This window comes from Enterococcus sp. DIV1283b, assembly GCF_051710965.1.
GTDB classification, from domain to species: domain Bacteria; phylum Bacillota; class Bacilli; order Lactobacillales; family Enterococcaceae; genus Enterococcus_B; species Enterococcus_B lactis.
Genome location: NZ_JBIOLR010000001.1, coordinates 2,533,152 through 2,550,000 on the forward strand (window position 1 = coordinate 2,533,152; position 16,849 = coordinate 2,550,000).

Below are 16,849 nucleotides of genomic sequence, written 5' to 3' on the forward strand. Positions count from 1 at the left end.
GACTCTCCTTCTCGTTGAATGATTACAGAGCAGATGATTTCCAGTTTTTAAACTCGTTGAAAAATTCCGTCACCTTCTCTGGTTCTTTTAGTGAAGCAAGTTTCACAAGCAACACTTCTTTGACTTGTTTTGCTTGTGGTCCTTTTTTCTGTAAGATCAAAATACTTTTTTGTGATTGTTTGTTGCGGAACAACTCATCTGGCAATTGAATCATTCCTTGAAGATAGCCTTCTTCTTTAAACCATTTTTTGATTTCTTCGCTTTGATCCGTTTCTAAAAAACCGCTTGGCATCAAAAACAAACCAAAACCATCCGGCTTCACGTATTTCATCGATTGCTCCAGCAATAAATGATGTGCATAACTGTGGCCTTCTTCGGTACTTGTTAAAAATTCTTTTGCTTTTTCGTCATTCGGATAATAACCGATCGGCAAATCGCTGATTGCAAAATCGACAGGATCGATTAATAAATCCTGCAACCCGTCTTGATGGAAGTATTGAACATTTGCTTGTGTCAAATCACTTGTAGAAGCTGCCACAGCCAACAATGTATCATCAATATCCACACCAAATCCTTCTGTTTGATACCCCGCATTCGATAGGTTTAAAAGAACTGTTAATAACAAGTTGCCCATTCCTGCCGCAATATCCAGAATCTTAACTGGTTCCTTTTTATTTGTGTATAGTTGTTCAATAAGAAAAACAAATAAAAAACCGATACTATCAGGAGTGAGTTGATGGTTCGCCTGCAGATGTTCTGTCTGGTTGCCCTTCAATAAAAGCAATTGAGACAATCTGCGCCATTCTTCTGGCTCGAAAGAAAGTTTTTTCAACTCTTCATAAAGAGCCGCGATCCGTTGTGTTGTCTCTTTTGTCGGCACTCCATCCACCACACGTACTTGATAATCATCTATTAGATTTTCTGCATTTTCGACATAGGCTTCTAAAAAGGAAGTTCCCAATGCATTCTGTAAAAGCTGAATAGCTTCCAGGTTCTGATTGAACCCTTGTTCCATTTTTTCTGGTAACATGGTGCACCTCATTTCTAGATATATTATAACAATTTTTTCACCTGTTTAATTCTATCGAACAATTGACAAAATTTCAATCGTTTTCACTGTTTTTTATTTGTGAAACGGCAAACATTTTTTTATTAAAAACAGTGTTATAACAGAAAAGAGGGCGTTTTCACGAACAATCCCTCATTCTGTACCAGTATCTGTATCATTTTTTACTTCTTCTATGAATCGAAAGATAAACGGCGAGACTTCTATCTCCAAGAATAGAGACTGTTGTACCCATTGATATGTTACAGATCCCGTTGTGTAGTAAAAAATCCCTTCCGACTTCTCAGCAAGTATAGACTGTTCCGATAGAGCCATCTGTTTCATTATTTTTGCTATATAATAATTTTTTATTCGTATATTCAGATCCATTGACAAACGATAGCTTTCTAATGCTGCCGTCAATAAAAACGTACATAAAAGAAATAAAAGCAACACAGAAAATAAAATAGAGCCCTTACAACATTTTCTATTGATCGTTTTTTGTCCATATGGCATATCCATCTTCTCCATTTTCAAAGTGTACATAAAAAGAAATTGTGTGTTCTTTTTCCAATAATTGAAACTCAGTGATACTTGTTAACATAGGTTGATGTCCGCCGGAAGTTCTTCTTTTACGTATCATCGTCTGATATCTTTCGATGATGTACTGTTTATCCTCTACAGTGTAATACAATTGCTGATTTTTCACGGAAACATTGTGACTGCTGTTAAGTTCCTCTTCTAATTGTGCTAAAAATATCAGCCACTCTTTTTGATCTTTACGCTGCAGAAAGTCACTTACTTGGATGGTTTGCTGGATCAAAAGATTGAATGACAGCAATATACTGCTTACTATCATCAGTCCAATCAGACATTCAATCAGCGTAAATGCCGGGATTTCTTGTTTTTTCAATATTGATCGCTTCTTTCTCCATATTGACAAGCACTTTTTCGATTACTCCATTATTTTCGACAATTTGGATATCGTACATAATCATTTCTTCACTTCGCTCTGGCCTTTTGTGATATATCCGCTGTGTTTTGGTATCTTCGTAAACCATTCGAATAAGTAGCATTTCCTCCCCGCTGTTCTTTTCTGCCTGAAGTAAAAAAAGCTGACCAAAACTCACTAAGTATACACAGACGGAAGCAATCATCAGCGCTGTAAGGGACTCTAATAAAATAAACCCTTTTCTATTCACTTCTTTTTGTATAGCGTCCACTCCCCATCTGGAATTGATACGTAATCGTTTGCCCTTTTTCTTCCCAATAAAATTGATACGCTTTTAGTGAACTTTCATTTCCAGTTCCAGCAGCAAAAGTGATGGAAGCATGGCGTTTCAAGGTAATCTCATCAGGAATATCTAATACTTTCCAGCTCGCTTCATCGGGTTGCGACATACGAAAAATGATCTGATTTTCGTCATTATTCCAATAAAAACCTGTTTGGATTTGGTTCACAATAGCGATTTTTTGAGTGGTATAGATTCGCTTTTCAAACTGGCTGAAAAATTGATAGACTGTCAATTCTTTCTTCCATTCAGAAAATGCGAGAACTGGAAAGGAAAGGATTGTTGTAAGCAATAAAATCAGTAAGAGTGACTCAACCAACGTATATCCTGATGCTAATGTTTTACCTTCAAGGTCGCTGGTAGATGTCTGCATGTTCTCGTTTGATATAGCCTTCATTCAATAATTCCTCCACGGTAGGGATTCTTCCATTGTTTTGAAGCGCGTAGAGCTCTTTTTGTGTGCCTACCAACTGAATGATTGCTTCACGACTTTCTTGGTCTACATGATTCCTATAACGTGACAAATTTGGGACGAACAACAATACTAGTACACTGATGATCAGTAAAACGATCAGCATTTCGATTAATGTAAAACCGCTATAATAAGGTGTTCTTTTCTTTTTCATGGCAAGACCTCCTCGATACTTCCATAAACAGGTAATAAAACAGCAGCATAAACCAGTAAAATCAAAACCGCTACGCCTAAAAAAACAATTGGCTGAATAAAATGCAGCCAGTGCTGAAGTCGTTTGAAAAGCTGTTTTCTTGTCCATTCGCTGTAAAATATCAGCTCTTTCCCTAAATTTCCCTTTGCCTCTCCCTGTAAAATAATCTTGCTGAATTCTTCAGATAGAAAACGGTAATTCTGGAACTGATCAGCTAATGGTATACCTGCCTCCAATCCTTGTATCATCTTGGAAGCAAGGTGTTGAAGGAGACTTTCTTGTTTCGTCTCCTTCAAGCAAACGATGATTTGCCTTAATTCGAAACCTTCATGAAAAAGTTTGCCAATCTCTAGCGACAAATAAGCAGATTGATACAAGGAATATATCGGCCCAATCACCAATTGTCTGCTTATCCATTCACTCCGATCAATAGGAGACAATTTCATCAGCCGATACCTTACTAGAAAAGTCAATAAAGTAACCACTAGGATAAATAGTAGAACGTACCAGTGAAAGACTTGTATCAGCTGAATCCTCCAATGCTCTTCCATAACCATCCCTGAACCAATAAGCTGAGGCAAAACGATCAAACGCATACTAAATAAGATACCTAGCAAAAAGGTGAGCAATAGCATCGGATAGGCAAGCAGCTTTTTCAAATCATTGCGAAATCCTTCGACCAGACGAAACTGTTTGGCAATTTCCAACAAAGTTGCCGGCAGATTCCCGTGAAGTTCAGCTAATTCGATCTGTACCAGTTGTTCTGCTCCATACCCTGTTTGCGAAAGTACTTCACTAAACGGTTGTCCTTCCTTTAGCTGATGTTGGATGTTTGCTAAAATAGCAGGCTGGAACGAACGGATCGTGAGTAATAAATAAAGGGATTCTTGCAAACTAAAACCAGTTAAAAGCAGCTCTCCCATGGTTTGTGCAAACTGGTTTTGCTGGCTTCTTGTCAATCCTTTAGAATAGTTCTGACTGCCAAGTTTTTTTCTGAGCTTCTTCATAGCTTTCCTCCCATGATTTTTTTACTGGTTCTTCCTCCATAAATTGATAACTCCACAAGACAGAAGGATGGTGATCGGCATCTTCCAAAAGTTCTTGATAAATGACTCCAGCTAAACATTCAGATAGCTCTTCTTTTTTCTTTGTTAGTTCATGGATTCTGATCAATGTACCTTCAAGATTGCGTGCGTGTACGGTTGCGAATACCCGATGTCCCGTTAGTGCAGCTCTTACCGCAGCATGTGCAGTTGATTCATCTCTTATCTCGCCAATGATCAACAAATCAGGGCGATGCCGTAATGCGAGCTTCAAAAGTGTGTCATAAGTCTGTGCTATTTTGGGATTGATCTGCAATTGCAGAAAGAATGGTTCTTCGATCTTTACAGGATCTTCGATGGTGATTACTTGTCGTTTTTCTTTCAAAGCCAACCGATACATCAATGACGTCTTGCCTGACCCGACTGGTCCGCTGAATAGATATAATCCACGTCTAGCGGTTTTCTGCAAAATAGTTGCAAAATCTCGAGAACTAAAGCAACGATGAAGTGTTTCAGAAATACCGTATAATAGCCGAATCACTAAGCTTTCTCGTTGAAGGTAATCTCCTACAGAAGACAGTCGTAACCGAACCTTCTGTTTTTCTAAAGAATAGGTCAATGCACCTAATTGAGCTTTTCTTTTTTCTCCGATATCCATTTGCCCCAAATACTTAAATCTTGAAATCAATTGCTGGCCATCTGCCGAAGATACTTCCTTCCAGAATGTTCGTTTTTTGCCATAGCGAAAATAGATGTAAAATACTTCTGAAGCTGGCAAGACATATACGTCTTGGGCATGTTTGGCGAAACTTTCACTTATCATTTGATCTGATAATCGTTTTATTTCCATTATTCTCCCCTCCACAAAAAACATACGTCTTTTTGAACTTTTTGTTTCAAATAAAATGAATTTATTAAAAAACATTGGCAAAAAACGAATTTATGTTATACTTATAAAAATTTATCTTGGGAGGCATTCCATTGGAATCAACATTAAAGAGATACATCGAAGTAGCAAGTAAAAAAAAGCCCGCTGATCTAGTGATCAAACAGGCTAAGATCGTCAATGTCTTTACGAAAGAGATCATGGAAAAAGATGTAGCGATTTACGAAGGAATGATCGTAGGGATTGGTGAATATGAAGGAAAAAGCGTACATAATGCTAAGGGGCAATATCTAGTACCAGGATTCATTGATGGCCATGTGCATATTGAAAGCTCACTTTTATCACCAAGTGAATTTTCAAAAGTATCCTTGCTTCATGGAGTCACTACTGTAGTAACGGACCCCCACGAAATAGGAAACATCGCTGGGAGTACTGGTCTTCAATTTATGATAGAAGACGCAAGACAAACGCTTATGAATATTTTCTTTATGCTCCCTTCTTGCGTACCTGTCACCCCATTTGAGACAAATGGTGCAAATCTAAATGCCAAAAATCTAGCACCTTTTTTACAAAATCCCGAAGTTTTAGGCTTAGCTGAAGTCATGAACTATCAAGCAGTAGCAAATAATGAAGCAGATATCCTAGAAAAGATCCAATTGATGCACCAGCATAAGAAAAAGATTGACGGACATGCAGCTGGTATCGGCATGGAAGAATTAAATGTTTATCCTGCAGCAGGTATTCGGACGGATCATGAAGCTACAACTGCAAAAGAGGCTAAAGAACGTTTGGATCTTGGTATGTATTTAATGGTTCGAGAAGGGACCGTTGCAAAAGATCTGGCATCGCTACTACCGGCGATCACGCCTGATAATTCAAGAAGATGCTTCTTTGTCACCGATGATAAACTCATCAATGATTTAGTTAAAGAAGGATCGATTGACCATATCGTCCGTCAAGCTATTTCAATGGGAATTGATCCATTACAGGCAATCCAGATGGCAACATTGAATGCAGCAGAATGTTTTGATTTGAAAACACTAGGTGCGATTGCTCCTGGGTATCAAGCTGATTTCTTCTTAACAGACGATCTTACCAAGTTGCCAATTCATGAAGTTTTCTATAAGGGAACATTGGTCGTCCAATCTGGTCAACTCGAAGACCATTTATTTGCTGATCATTCAAATCCATATACATGCTGTCTACCAAACCTAAATGCTCAACCGTTGCACCCTCGTTCGTTAGAGCTGCTTCTCCCTTCTTCGCAAGCCCATGTGATCGAAATTATCCCGAATAGTCTCGTCACGAACGATTTGGTAGAAAAAGTGGACCGACAAGGCGAACGATTCATTCCTTCAATCGAAAAAGACCAATTAAAGATTGCGGTGATCGAGCGTCACCATCAAACCGGAAATATTGGGTTAGGCATCGTAAAAGGATTTCAGCTGAAACAAGGGGCGATAGCGACAACAATTGCTCATGACTCTCATAATCTAGTTGTCGTGGGGACAAATGATGAGGATATGCTGCATGCTGCTAATCTTTTGATTCAAAAAGGTGGCGGGATGACTGTTGTCAACAAACAGAAGGAAATAGCTTGTCTTCCTCTACCGATAGGCGGCATCATGACACAGGAACCTTTTTTGGTCGTCAATGAACAGTTGAATGAATTAATAGCTGAAACACATCAACTAGGGGCAACTAAAACCTTTGATCCTTTTTTGACACTTTCTTTCTTAACATTATCTGTCATACCCGAATTGAAGATCACCGACAAAGGATTATTTTCATTCTCTCGATTCCAATTGATTCCACCTTGTTGAAAACCGAGGAAATAGGTATATCTTAAATCAAAAAAGTCCCAGAAAATGCACATGACAGATGTAATGTGTTTTCTGGGATTTATCTTTTTATGAAAGTAAAAAGTTCATTCACAAACTTTTCTTTTGGTCTTATCTTTAAATTGAGCTTCTACTCGATAAATACGTTGACCTTTCGAAGAAAATTTTTCTTCATACTCCGTCATAATATTGCCTTCAAATTGGCTTTGATGCAAATCCAACCATACCTGTTTGAGGATCATGCCATATTGAGAAAAACTTGCCAACGAATACTCAAACAATCCTTGATTATCTGTTTTGAAGTGGATTTCTCCATTTGGGCGGAGGATCTGTTCATCTACAGCAAGAAAAGTTTTGTATGTCAAGCGCCGTTTTTCATGTCGTTTTTTCGGCCATGGATCAGAAAAATTCAGATAGATCTGGTCTACTTCGCTGTCAGCGAAATATTCTGTCAATGCTGATCCATCCACATGCAGAAGCTTCAGGTTAGGAAGCGGTTGTTCGATCAACTTGTCTAATGCTATAGAAACAACACTTACTTGCATTTCTACTCCAATATAATTGATTTCAGGATGGGCTTTTGCCATTCCAGTGATGAACTGGCCTTTCCCCATTCCAATCTCAATGTGGATTGGATGATTGTTTCCAAACAATTCATTCCATTTTCCCTTCCACAATGTTGGATCACTAATTACAAAATTCGGGTGAGCCGCTAACATTTCCGCTGCTCCCGGACGATTTCGGACACGCATTATTTATCTCCATTCCTTTCTCTAATTAAAAAGGTCTGGCCAAATCTCCGCAGAGTTTGGGCCAAACCTCAGCCACTGAAAATTCGTTTTAATTGTAAAATTTCTTCGTTCATTCGTCGATGATCTTCACGTTTGCAGTATCTAGTGATTTCTTGGAGCAAATTCATGGCTGCATACCAGTGAAACTTTTCAAGCATTTCGTCAGTCGGACGTATGCCATAACTGATCAGCCATTGATTCCAACTGGATAGAGGCACATAATTTCCTAAAATCGTTGCAATATCTACCGCAGGGTCTGCAAACATGATTGAATCCCAATCCACGAGATATAAATAATTTTTACATACTAACCAATTTCGATGATTTACATCTCCATGCACTACTGATAGATTTTCCTTATCTATCGGCGGGATCTGCTCACGAAGAAATCGATGGACGATTTGCAGAAATTGATTTTTCTGGAGTTCTTCTGGTAATTCTTTTTCATATTTTTGCAACATCTTCTCCGGCGTCATAACACGTCCGCCGATACGGGTCAGCATGGTTTTAAGAGAATTTGAATGATGTAAATGGTACAAAACATCAATCACGTCATTTCTTTGACCAATCTCATTAGGAGTTAGCAAGCGGCCTTCTAGCCATTCTTGTGCTGTCAAGGTATCGCCATTCCCCGTTCGTTTTGTCCAAACAAGTTTTGGTGTAATTCCTTCCCTTGAAAGAGCAGCCAACATCGGAGTCGTGTTTCGTTTAATAAAGACTTTGTCTTCATCACGCATGCCTATGTATGTTTTTCCTGTATCGCCTTTGATGGGACGTAACCGCCACTCTTGGTCTAACTGAAACTCCATCATGCATTCTCCCGTCCTCTTACTCTTTGTTTTGCAGTACTTATTATTCTAGTCGCCTGATCACTACACGTCAAGCACATATACGTTCTTTTTCATTTATTTGCCATTCAAAAAACCGACTTTTCTCAAAAAAAATAGAACGAACAGCATTCTTACTGTCAACGCTCTATTTTTCATGTTCATTTTTATCCTACACAGCTTTGTTTTCAGTCTGACATCTTCTTCAAACGAGTTGGTACATATAGTTTAACAAAGAGACCCGTAACAATCAAATAAGCCGCTAGCGGAACCCATCGCTGCTGACCATCCAATACGACTGCAGCAATCAACCCAAAGATAACCGATGCGATAACTAATACCCATGTGAGCAGATACTGGATTGCTTGCTTCTTCTGATTCTCATGGATTGGATAAAGCTGAACGAGCACCATGTAGCGGAACTGGCTCGCTAAAGGCAGCAATTGGAAACCGATCAAATATAAAAATAAAGAACCGATTATCAGACTAAAATAAAAGTCAATCACTCCGAAAATCAATAGCCCACCTATAATTACTAACCGGAAGTAAAGACCACTAAAATCAGAACCTCTTGCCAATCTTCTTGCAAACAAGTAAAGATAAGTGTTTTTTGATTCTCTTTTAATATGAGTCAATAGAGGATCCAAGTAGCGTCTTCTTTTTACCTTTGCCGTAATTTCAGGAACATCTGTGAATAAATTAATAAATTGATAGATCTGATACAACCTTTGTTCTTCTGCGTGCACCATTTTCTCCCAATCCAATCCTTTTTCCTGTTGCTTCCACAAAAAACAGTAATATAGACTTGCCTGTACCAATGCACCTGCTACCCCTGCCCAGACCAGCCAATAAAATGAAAGAAGCAAAATGAGCATAGAAGAAAGTAACCAACCTGTTTTCCAATAACGAATGACCTGTTGATTTAGCCGAAACAATTCTGCTCGCTTGATTTGTAGATGACTGAATTTCAAACTCCATAATATGATCAGATAGATAAAAAACATCGAAAAGACTTGCTGAGTACTAACCACCACTAATGGCATAGCAAATCCGCATGCCAATATCAAAAGGATCATCGGAAAAATGCAAGAATAGCGAAAAGCTCGTTCCAAATAGGTCTGCATTTCTTTTTCTTTCGGAAGTAAAAAAACAATATCTGCTGCCTCCGCAAAAGTAGCCATCTTGCCTACAAATAAACAGAGCATCCAAAATACAGAGATTATCATTCCCCCAAGTGCAAAAGGCGGATGCAAGGTTTTCAACCAACTAGAATAGTACAATCCCACGCCACCAATTAAGAAAAGACAAACTAAAACAAAATGATCGTTCAACACATAGCGCATATATTTCATCATTTTCTTTTGATGCCTTGCTAAACGTTTTTGAAAAAAACTACTCATGTGCCTGCTCCTTTGTTAAAGCGATATAGATTTCGTCCAAAGAAGAATCCGGCAGATGAAATTCTTTTCTCAACATCTCAAGGGTCCCATCTGCTCGTATCTCTCCGTTATGTAAGACCACAAAACGGTCACAGTATTTTTCTGCAGTAGCTAAAATATGCGTAGACATCAAAATACCGGCTCCTTCTTTTTTCATCTCTACCATCAATTCAAGCAGCGCATTGATAGCCAGTGGGTCCAATCCTAAGAATGGTTCGTCAATGATATATAAAGAAGGCTCGATCAAAAAGGCGCATAAGATCATCACTTTCTGCTTCATCCCTTTTGAAAAATTAGCCGGAAACCAGTCAAGGCGATTAGACAAACGGAAAGTCTCTAACAGCTTTTCAGCTCTTTTCATTGCTGTATCCATAGGTATATCATAAGCCATCGCAGTGACTTCGATATGTTCCCTCAAAGTCAATTCTTCATATAAAGAAGGCGTCTCTGGAATATACCCAATTTGTTTACGATATTCTTCCGTATTTTTCTTTAAAGATAGATGATTGATTTCTATCGTTCCCTTTGTAGCTTCCAACAGACCGATAATGTGCTTGATGGTTGTACTTTTCCCTGCTCCGTTCAGCCCAATCAATCCTACTATCTCTCCAGGCTGTACGTTGAAACTGATATCTTTTAACACAGGGAGATGTCCATACCCTCCTGTGACATGATCGATAATTAAACTCATTCTTTTTCCTCCGCCATTTATTTTTATTTATTATACCACGAAGAAAATGACGGTATTTTGTTTTTTTCCTTACAATGGCTTTAACTTATGGTAAAGTTAAGCTGAAGTATTTATTCTTTATGGAAAGGATGTTTTTTATGGAAAACTGTATTTTTTGCAAAATCATCAATCAAGAAATCCCAAGCTATAAAATTTATGAAGACGACAAAGTCTATGCTTTTTTAGACATTTCTCAAGCAACGAAAGGACACACGTTAGTTGTCCCTAAACGTCATGTAGCAGATATTTTTGAATATGATCCTGAACTTGCAGGAGAAGTTTTTTCACGTGTGCCTAAGATTGCTCAAGCTTTAGAAAAAGCTTTTCCAGAAATGAAAGGTCTTAATATCTTGAATAACAACCGTGAATTAGCTTATCAATCTGTTTTTCATTCACATATCCATTTAGTTCCTCGCTATAGCAAAGAGGATGATTTTTCTATCCACTTTGGCAACCATCAAGACAGTTATGGACCAGAAGAACTAAAAGCTATTCAAGAAACAATCGTAAAGCAGGTGCACAGCGATGATTAAAAACTTTTTCAAAGGACTGTTATTCGGAGCTGCTGCTGGAACTGTCGGAGGTCTGTTATTTGCACCTAGGAGCGGGAACGAAACAAGAAAAAAACTGATTGAAGAACTGGAAGAAGCAACCACTCTGACAAACGATTTAAATAACAGTTTGGATCATTTTAAAAGCGCATTGATCGAGACAAAAGAAACAGCTGAATCTGTGATTCCCGCTTTCCAAGAAGCCATCAACAAAGATATCGAAGATTTTAAATTCCAGGCCGAACCACGTATCGCCCAAATCAATGAACAAGTAGAAAAACTAACAGCTGATCTGCCTGAGTATCCTGATCAAATACAATAATGATCATTTTCTCAACAGATACGACTGTCTAATAGAGGAATAATTGCACATTTCCTAGGAATGTGATGAAATTTTGAATTTTGTTTGAAACTATCACGAGAACGCTTTTAAAGGGCATGGGATATGGTATAGTTAATATATAAAAAATAATAACTAATTACAGGAGTGCAAACATTAATGAAAAAAAAATCAATTATTTTGGCAGCTACTAGTGCGTTGGCTGTTTTAACTCTAGCGGCTTGTTCAGGCGATACCAATAAAGATATCGCAACGATGAAAGGCGGAACGATCACTGTATCTGATTTCTACGATGAAGCAAAGCTCGAATCATCGAACCAATCATTAGTACAACGGATGATCATCTATAAAGTATTCAATAACAAATACGGCGATAAAGTAACAGATAAACAAGTGGATGCAGAATACGACAAACAAGCGAAATCTTTAGGTGATACTTTTGAATCACAATTAGAAACTGCTGGGTATACGAAAGATTCTTACAAAGAATATATCCGTAACAATCTAGCTTTTGAAGCTGGTTTGAAGGCTCATGTAGATATTACAGATGATGATTTGAAAACTGCTTGGGAATCTTTCCATCCAGAAGTAGAAGCACAAATCATCAAATTATCAAGTGAAGATGAAGCAAAAGATGTAAAAAAATCAGCGGACGATGGGGATGATTTCTCTAAATTAGCCGAAGACAAATCAACTGATTCAGAGACAAAAGAAGATGGCGGTAAAGTCAAATTCGACTCGACGACAACAACCATTCCTGCAGAAGTAAAAGAAGCAGCTTTCAAATTGAAAGACGGCGAAGTCTCTGATGTTATTACTGCAACAAACACTACTTCTTATGCAACAGAATACTATGTTGTCAAAATGGTGAAAAACCAAAATAAAGGCAACGACATGGATAAATACAAAGATCAATTAAAAGAAATCGCTACTGAAACAAAATTAAGTGACAATGCATTCACGACTAAAGTAATCGGTGAAGAATTAAAAGATGCAAATGTAAAAATCAAAGACGATGCCTTTGAAAATGTGTTGAGTGCATTCACAACAACTTCATCAGGTGCTAAAGACTCAAGTGAAGCCACATCTTCAACAAAGAGCTCTGACACAAAATCAACTGATTCAACAAAAGAATCTTCAACTGAAGAAACAACTGATTCATCAAAATAAAAGAAAACAAAAAAAGCGAAGACTTATGTCTCGCTTTTTTGTTTTGAATGAAAAAAATAAATTTTTGCTATAAATCTTTTGGTACATAGAAACTTCGGTTGTCCATACCGAAAATCCGATCTGTGTATTTTCCTGGTTCTGTTTGACGAATCGAAGTCAACATCATCTGCATGGAAGCATCAATATTGTCGATTTGATGTAATATTTCTGCTTCCATTATTCTTGGACGTACAGGTGAACCATATTCTAATAGGCCGTGATGTGCTAAAACCATATGACGTAATACGAGAACATCTTCGTCAGCTTCGCTGATTTTCAGCGCAAGACAGGCTTTAGTTATTTCTTCGTCAATCAATACCAAATGTCCGATTAAATTCCCTGCAAGCGTATATTCTGTCGACATAGGACCGGAAAGTTCGATCACCTTTCCTAAATCATGCAAAATGATACCCGCATATAATAATGGTCGATTCAACTCAGGATATTCATCGGCAATTGATTTTCCTAAGTGAAGCATTGTCAAAGTATGATAAGCTAATCCACTGGCAAATGCATGATGGTTTCTTTTGGCTGCCGGAAACTCAAAAAATTGTTTTTGGTATTTATTGAGTAGATAGCGAACGATCCGATTCCAATGCGCATTTGTGATTTCAAATAATAATTGATTGATTTCTTCTTCCATTTCTTCTTTCTTCAAAGGGGCTCTTTCCATGTATAAACTAGGTTCCCCTGGCTCATCCATCCTTGTTAAACGCATGTGAAGAATCTTTACTTGCGGGTTCCCTTGATAAACCTCTCTTTTACCGTTTAGAAAAACGACTGTGCCGGCTGTAAATTTATTGATTTCTTCTTCCGAAGCATCCCAGTACTTGCCATCGATGGTACCTGAAGTATCTTGGAAAGTAAAAGCAATAAATTTTTTTCCGTTTTTAGCGATTCTTACATCTGCACTTTTGATCAGGACAAATTGCTCAAACTGCTCATCGATTACTAAATCACGAATTTTTTTCATTATTTGCTCCTTCTAATTGTTTTACGGTTTGGTTCATCTCATGGTAATAGCTTACCATTTCTTTATCAGAAGAAAAACAAATTATTTGATACTTTTCTCCAAATTTAGCTAAAAGTTCAGCTAATTGATACTTTCGCTGATGATCATAATGAAGCCAGCCATCATCTATGATGATCGGACATATCGAACGATTGGCTTCTAACGAGAGGTAAGCAAACCTCATCGCCATAATCAGCTGATCTTTCGTACCTGTAGACAACTCATAGATTGGAAAGTCTGTATATCCGTCTGTTAAAGTCAGTGTATCGTTTTTCAGTAATATCTTCTGATAATTTCCTTTTGTTAAAATACCTAAATAATCACCCGCTGCTTTTAACAACTGAGGTAATTGTCTTTCACTCATCTCTGTTGAAAGATCGCCTAAAAATGTCCCGGCGATTTCAAATGCACCCCATTCCTCTAGCAATTCTTGCAATTTTGCTTTTTGTCGGCTAGCTTGTTGATAGAGTTCGTCCAATGTGCCGTCTCTTTGCAGCTCTTCTACTTGAAGTTGGAGTCGTTGCCGATTTTCACTTGCTTCTTTTTCTTCTTGCTGGAGTTGGGCTTGTTTTTCTTTCAGTTGCCGCAGTCTTACAGATAATTTCTCTTTCGTCAGTTCTTCAGGAAACAGTGGACGAAGCATTTCTGACAGTTCATTGTACCTTTTCATCTGCTGTTCGGCTTGTTTGGCTTTTTGTAAAAAGACAGGTACTTCCGAAGGATAAGATAATCCAGCTTGGCTCAATTGTTCGCTGTATTCTTGTACCCATACTTTTTGTTTCTTTTTCAATTGATTGATTTCTTGCTTCAATAAAGTATTTTGCTGATAGCTTCTAGCAAATTTCATCTGTTCCATTTCTTGGATAAAACGGGAAAGCATAGCCATTTTTTCTGAGATCGTCTTATCTTGTATGGGTAGCCATTCTTTAACAAATTCAAATTTCTGATCGATCTGTCGTAGTTTTTCTTGGATTTCCTGCTCTCTTTTATGTTTCCGCACAAATACGCCATACAATTTCTGATAATCTATGACTTCCTGGCCATATTCTTTCATGTGTTTGAGTGTATCCATCTTTCCTAAGTGCCGATGATCAGCAAAACGATATACTTCTTGCTGAAGAATTTGTTTTTCTTCTTCTATTCTCTTTTGTTTTTCTTCTGCTTCTGCTAATTGGGCTAAAGCTAAATCAAGCTGACCTAGTTTTTCTTGCCACATTCCTTTTATTTCTGATAAATCATTTTTAGGTTTGACCTTTGATTGCTGTTTGTAGAAGAAATAGCCCGCCATGCCTGCACCAATCAATAAAAAGACCACTTTTAAGGGCATTGGTACAAATATACCTGCAATGATTATTGCTCCGCCAGCAATTAGCATATATGGTTTAGATGAAGGGGTTGGTGCTATCTCTGACTGATTTTGTAATAATGCTGGATAAGTCTCTTCCAACTCATTCACTTCTGCTTCGATCATTTTTTGCTGTTCTTTAGCTATCTGGAGACGCACAGAAATCTGGCTTTCTAGCTCAGCAATCCTTCTTTCTTCAGCCAGAAGATTCTTCCACTCTTCTTCATATAAAAATTCTTCCGGTAACGGATTTTTCTGCCACTGCCATCTTTGTTCCAAGATCTTCAATTCTGAATTTGTTTCTCTAGTCTCTATTTGAAGTCTTTGCCATTCTTCGCTTAATTGTTCCGTTGTAAACTGGAGTTGTTGGAGGTCTTTTAGTTCTTGCTCCTGCTCTAAATAAAAATAATATCTAGCTGACTGCTGATCCATCCCGCTATGCTTTTCCAGAGTTGCTTCTAATTCTTCTAAACGCTCATTTGTTTGCTGATACCGTTTGGAAAAAGACTCCAGATCAAGAAGAAGTTGTTCATCAGGAAGACCTGTGGCGATGTTTTTTTTGAGGGATTGCCATTCTTCATATAAAGAAAAATTGAGTTCTTGCTGTCTGGCTAGTGCAAATTGTTTATTCGCTTCATTTAGTTGTTCCAGTAACTGTTGCTGTTGCGACTCGTATTCCTGTTCTTGTTGGATCAACTTGCCAAAATAAGCTTCCTGTTCTTGTTTTAGATGGATTTTCTCTTGAAGCTCTTTCCATTCATTTAATTTTTGATTGATCAGCAGTTTTTGACCTTTTTTCTTGAATAGCTGTTGTGCTTTCTGATAATATTCTTGTCTTTTTTGGAATACTTGAGAACTGCCCGTAATCCCTAAAGAAATCAGTGCATCATGTAGCTCTTTTTCTCTCAAGTGATCTAGTTCCATCAACTGTTCTTGCTGGAAAGTAAATACCTGCTGGAATAACTCTTTCGTCAAAGGTGCAATCAATTTTTCTAGTAATTCATCACTTCCAACTTGATTCCCCAGCCATACCTTCGATTTTCCACGGTTTTGCTGTTTATAGCGTTCGACAGCAAATTCACCATATACAGGATGTATAAGCCATATTTTGCCGCCATAGGCTGAGCCGTCTTTTGGTGTATAATCCTTTTTTTTACGGCCTTTTGAAGGGAATCCAAATAAGATGGCTTGGATAAATTGATAAATCGTTGATTTTCCTGCTTCGTTTCCCCCATAGATCAGCTGATTGCCTGAATAAAAATCAAAACTTTTTTGACGCCATTTTCCAAAAGCAGCAATCTCGATCCTTAAAATCTTCATTCCTGATCCTCCTCAAATAAAAAATCTTGATTAAGTAGCTGCTTGGCTTTTTCAAGTGTTTCTTCTTGATATTCCGGCAGTTCGCTCAATATTTTAGCTGCTTCTTGGTGGCTATATACTTCATTTAAAATTTGTTGGAAATCTTGAGGTGTCTGATAGTATTGAAATAGCTGTTCCATCAATTTAGCAGAAGCAGCAAGTGGAATCTTCGTATAAAAAGTATCCTCCATGAGAGAAATACGCCAAATAAATAAATCACTTATCCTATCTGAAAATTCCTCTAACAGATAATCTAATAACTCTCCTGATTGTATTCGCTCTAGAACATCTGTATTGAGATGGTCATAATCTTTTAATTTTATCTCAATTAAACTAAACCCATCCTCTACTTTTGAAAGTTGCTGACGAATATGAACAATGACCTCTTTTGTCGTTCTCGCTTGCCTCAATGATATTTCCTTTGTCTTCCAATAGACCTCTGCTACTTTAATCGGATGTATTTGACAACTTCCT

General features: G+C 37.8%; 19 protein-coding genes (1 of these 19 running past the window's edge). 4 read left to right on the forward strand and 15 right to left on the reverse strand.

The genetic code is table 11. The features are described 5' to 3' along the window. Nucleotides 1-22: 22 nt before the first annotated feature. The 8 genes from IGJ53_RS12460 to comGA all read right to left on the reverse strand — a co-directional run bounded on the left by IGJ53_RS12460 (nt 23) and on the right by comGA (nt 4,895). A complete protein-coding gene (locus tag IGJ53_RS12460; RefSeq protein ID WP_010732859.1) occupies nt 23-1,030 on the reverse strand; it encodes a class I SAM-dependent methyltransferase in 1,008 nt (335 codons plus the stop codon). Between the two features lie 171 nt (nt 1,031-1,201). Continuing rightward, nucleotides 1,202-1,561 carry a competence type IV pilus minor pilin ComGG gene (gene comGG / locus IGJ53_RS12465; RefSeq protein WP_086311451.1) on the reverse strand — a complete coding sequence of 120 codons (360 nt, stop codon included), beginning with the start codon at nt 1,559-1,561 and terminating at the stop codon, nt 1,202-1,204. Beyond that, nucleotides 1,533-1,958, reverse strand: a complete 426-nt coding sequence (gene comGF, locus IGJ53_RS12470) for a competence type IV pilus minor pilin ComGF (RefSeq protein ID WP_002335232.1) — start codon at nt 1,956-1,958, stop codon at nt 1,533-1,535. Before comGF ends, comGG begins: the two co-directional genes overlap by 29 nt. Next, nucleotides 1,921-2,268 carry a hypothetical protein gene (locus tag IGJ53_RS12475; protein ID WP_259742003.1) on the reverse strand — a complete coding sequence of 116 codons (348 nt, stop codon included), beginning with the start codon at nt 2,266-2,268 and terminating at the stop codon, nt 1,921-1,923. Before IGJ53_RS12475 ends, comGF begins: the two co-directional genes overlap by 38 nt. Next, complete coding sequence (comGD, locus tag IGJ53_RS12480) at nt 2,240-2,710, reverse strand: competence type IV pilus minor pilin ComGD (RefSeq protein WP_259742011.1); 471 nt, start codon at nt 2,708-2,710, stop codon at nt 2,240-2,242. The genes IGJ53_RS12475 and comGD overlap by 29 nt, the downstream gene beginning before the upstream one ends. Then, on the reverse strand, nt 2,685-2,963 hold the full coding sequence (comGC, locus tag IGJ53_RS12485) for a competence type IV pilus major pilin ComGC (RefSeq protein WP_259742004.1): 279 nt from the start codon (nt 2,961-2,963) through the stop codon (nt 2,685-2,687). Before comGC ends, comGD begins: the two co-directional genes overlap by 26 nt. Next, entirely contained in the window at nt 2,960-4,009 is a 1,050-nt protein-coding gene (gene comGB / locus IGJ53_RS12490) for a competence type IV pilus assembly protein ComGB (protein WP_438750385.1), read from the reverse strand. Before comGB ends, comGC begins: the two co-directional genes overlap by 4 nt. Next, nucleotides 3,966-4,895 (reverse strand): competence type IV pilus ATPase ComGA, encoded by a 930-nt coding sequence (gene comGA, locus IGJ53_RS12495; RefSeq protein ID WP_438750387.1) that lies wholly within the window; start codon nt 4,893-4,895, stop codon nt 3,966-3,968. The genes comGB and comGA overlap by 44 nt, the downstream gene beginning before the upstream one ends. A 131-nt stretch (nt 4,896-5,026) precedes the next feature. Between comGA and ade the strand changes: the two genes are divergently transcribed. Continuing rightward, nucleotides 5,027-6,754, forward strand: a complete 1,728-nt coding sequence (gene ade / locus IGJ53_RS12500; protein WP_259742006.1) for an adenine deaminase — start codon at nt 5,027-5,029, stop codon at nt 6,752-6,754. Between the two features lie 104 nt (nt 6,755-6,858). On the opposite strand, the gene trmB is transcribed toward ade, so the two are convergent. The 4 genes from trmB to IGJ53_RS12520 all read right to left on the reverse strand — a co-directional run bounded on the left by trmB (nt 6,859) and on the right by IGJ53_RS12520 (nt 10,520). Beyond that, complete coding sequence (gene trmB / locus IGJ53_RS12505) at nt 6,859-7,524, reverse strand: tRNA (guanosine(46)-N7)-methyltransferase TrmB (RefSeq protein ID WP_259742007.1); 666 nt, start codon at nt 7,522-7,524, stop codon at nt 6,859-6,861. A gap of 68 nt (nt 7,525-7,592) precedes the next feature. Next, nucleotides 7,593-8,375, reverse strand: a complete 783-nt coding sequence (locus IGJ53_RS12510) for a phosphotransferase family protein (RefSeq protein WP_002291341.1) — start codon at nt 8,373-8,375, stop codon at nt 7,593-7,595. Nucleotides 8,376-8,578: 203 nt separating this feature from the next. Continuing rightward, nucleotides 8,579-9,790, reverse strand: coding sequence for an ABC transporter permease (locus IGJ53_RS12515; protein WP_259742008.1), 1,212 nt, complete (start codon nt 9,788-9,790; stop codon nt 8,579-8,581). Then, nucleotides 9,783-10,520, reverse strand: a complete 738-nt coding sequence (locus tag IGJ53_RS12520) for an ABC transporter ATP-binding protein (RefSeq protein ID WP_002309930.1) — start codon at nt 10,518-10,520, stop codon at nt 9,783-9,785. Before IGJ53_RS12520 ends, IGJ53_RS12515 begins: the two co-directional genes overlap by 8 nt. Before the next feature lie 137 nt (nt 10,521-10,657). Between IGJ53_RS12520 and IGJ53_RS12525 the strand changes: the two genes are divergently transcribed. From IGJ53_RS12525 to IGJ53_RS12535, 3 genes are all read left to right on the forward strand, one after another. Further along, a complete protein-coding gene (locus tag IGJ53_RS12525; RefSeq protein WP_002291337.1) occupies nt 10,658-11,092 on the forward strand; it encodes an HIT family protein in 435 nt (144 codons plus the stop codon). Further along, nucleotides 11,085-11,432: a YtxH domain-containing protein gene (locus IGJ53_RS12530; protein ID WP_002373026.1), complete on the forward strand. Its 348-nt coding sequence runs from the start codon at nt 11,085-11,087 to the stop codon at nt 11,430-11,432. The genes IGJ53_RS12525 and IGJ53_RS12530 overlap by 8 nt, the downstream gene beginning before the upstream one ends. Nucleotides 11,433-11,609: 177 nt before the next feature. Next, a complete protein-coding gene (locus IGJ53_RS12535; RefSeq protein WP_002316849.1) occupies nt 11,610-12,620 on the forward strand; it encodes a peptidylprolyl isomerase in 1,011 nt (336 codons plus the stop codon). A gap of 67 nt (nt 12,621-12,687) precedes the next feature. Here IGJ53_RS12535 and IGJ53_RS12540 read toward each other — a convergent pair whose 3' ends face one another. The 3 genes in view from IGJ53_RS12540 to IGJ53_RS12550 are tightly spaced (each overlapping or abutting the next) and all read right to left on the reverse strand, a layout consistent with a single transcriptional unit that may run on beyond the window. Next, entirely contained in the window at nt 12,688-13,632 is a 945-nt protein-coding gene (locus IGJ53_RS12540; protein WP_002291331.1) for a 3'-5' exoribonuclease YhaM family protein, read from the reverse strand. Then, the gene (locus IGJ53_RS12545) at nt 13,616-16,336 is read right to left on the reverse strand and encodes an AAA family ATPase (RefSeq protein WP_438750391.1); all 2,721 of its coding nucleotides are present in this window, start codon (nt 16,334-16,336) and stop codon (nt 13,616-13,618) included. The genes IGJ53_RS12540 and IGJ53_RS12545 overlap by 17 nt, the downstream gene beginning before the upstream one ends. Further along, a protein-coding gene (locus IGJ53_RS12550) for a metallophosphoesterase family protein (RefSeq protein WP_010732849.1) crosses the window boundary here: on the reverse strand, nt 16,333-16,849 show its 3' end. It continues 704 nt past the right edge of the window; only the last 517 of its 1,221 coding nucleotides appear in the window; its start codon lies off the right edge, out of view; it ends in the stop codon at nt 16,333-16,335. The genes IGJ53_RS12545 and IGJ53_RS12550 overlap by 4 nt, the downstream gene beginning before the upstream one ends.

Coding starts and splice junctions, on each gene's coding strand:
- IGJ53_RS12540 (WP_002291331.1), bottom strand. CDS start 13,632: ATGAAAAAAATTCGTGATTTAGTAATCGATGAGCAGTTTGAGCAATTT.
- trmB (WP_259742007.1), bottom strand. CDS start 7,524: ATGCGTGTCCGAAATCGTCCGGGAGCAGCGGAAATGTTAGCGGCTCAC.
- IGJ53_RS12535 (WP_002316849.1), top strand. CDS start 11,610: ATGAAAAAAAAATCAATTATTTTGGCAGCTACTAGTGCGTTGGCTGTT.
- comGD (WP_259742011.1), bottom strand. CDS start 2,710: ATGCAGACATCTACCAGCGACCTTGAAGGTAAAACATTAGCATCAGGA.
- IGJ53_RS12530 (WP_002373026.1), top strand. CDS start 11,085: ATGATTAAAAACTTTTTCAAAGGACTGTTATTCGGAGCTGCTGCTGGA.
- comGG (WP_086311451.1), bottom strand. CDS start 1,561: ATGCCATATGGACAAAAAACGATCAATAGAAAATGTTGTAAGGGCTCT.
- IGJ53_RS12525 (WP_002291337.1), top strand. CDS start 10,658: ATGGAAAACTGTATTTTTTGCAAAATCATCAATCAAGAAATCCCAAGC.
- IGJ53_RS12520 (WP_002309930.1), bottom strand. CDS start 10,520: ATGAGTTTAATTATCGATCATGTCACAGGAGGGTATGGACATCTCCCT.
- comGA (WP_438750387.1), bottom strand. CDS start 4,895: ATGGAAATAAAACGATTATCAGATCAAATGATAAGTGAAAGTTTCGCC.
- IGJ53_RS12510 (WP_002291341.1), bottom strand. CDS start 8,375: ATGATGGAGTTTCAGTTAGACCAAGAGTGGCGGTTACGTCCCATCAAA.
- IGJ53_RS12545 (WP_438750391.1), bottom strand. CDS start 16,336: ATGAAGATTTTAAGGATCGAGATTGCTGCTTTTGGAAAATGGCGTCAA.
- comGC (WP_259742004.1), bottom strand. CDS start 2,963: ATGAAAAAGAAAAGAACACCTTATTATAGCGGTTTTACATTAATCGAA.
- comGB (WP_438750385.1), bottom strand. CDS start 4,009: ATGAAGAAGCTCAGAAAAAAACTTGGCAGTCAGAACTATTCTAAAGGA.
- IGJ53_RS12515 (WP_259742008.1), bottom strand. CDS start 9,790: ATGAGTAGTTTTTTTCAAAAACGTTTAGCAAGGCATCAAAAGAAAATG.
- IGJ53_RS12460 (WP_010732859.1), bottom strand. CDS start 1,030: ATGTTACCAGAAAAAATGGAACAAGGGTTCAATCAGAACCTGGAAGCT.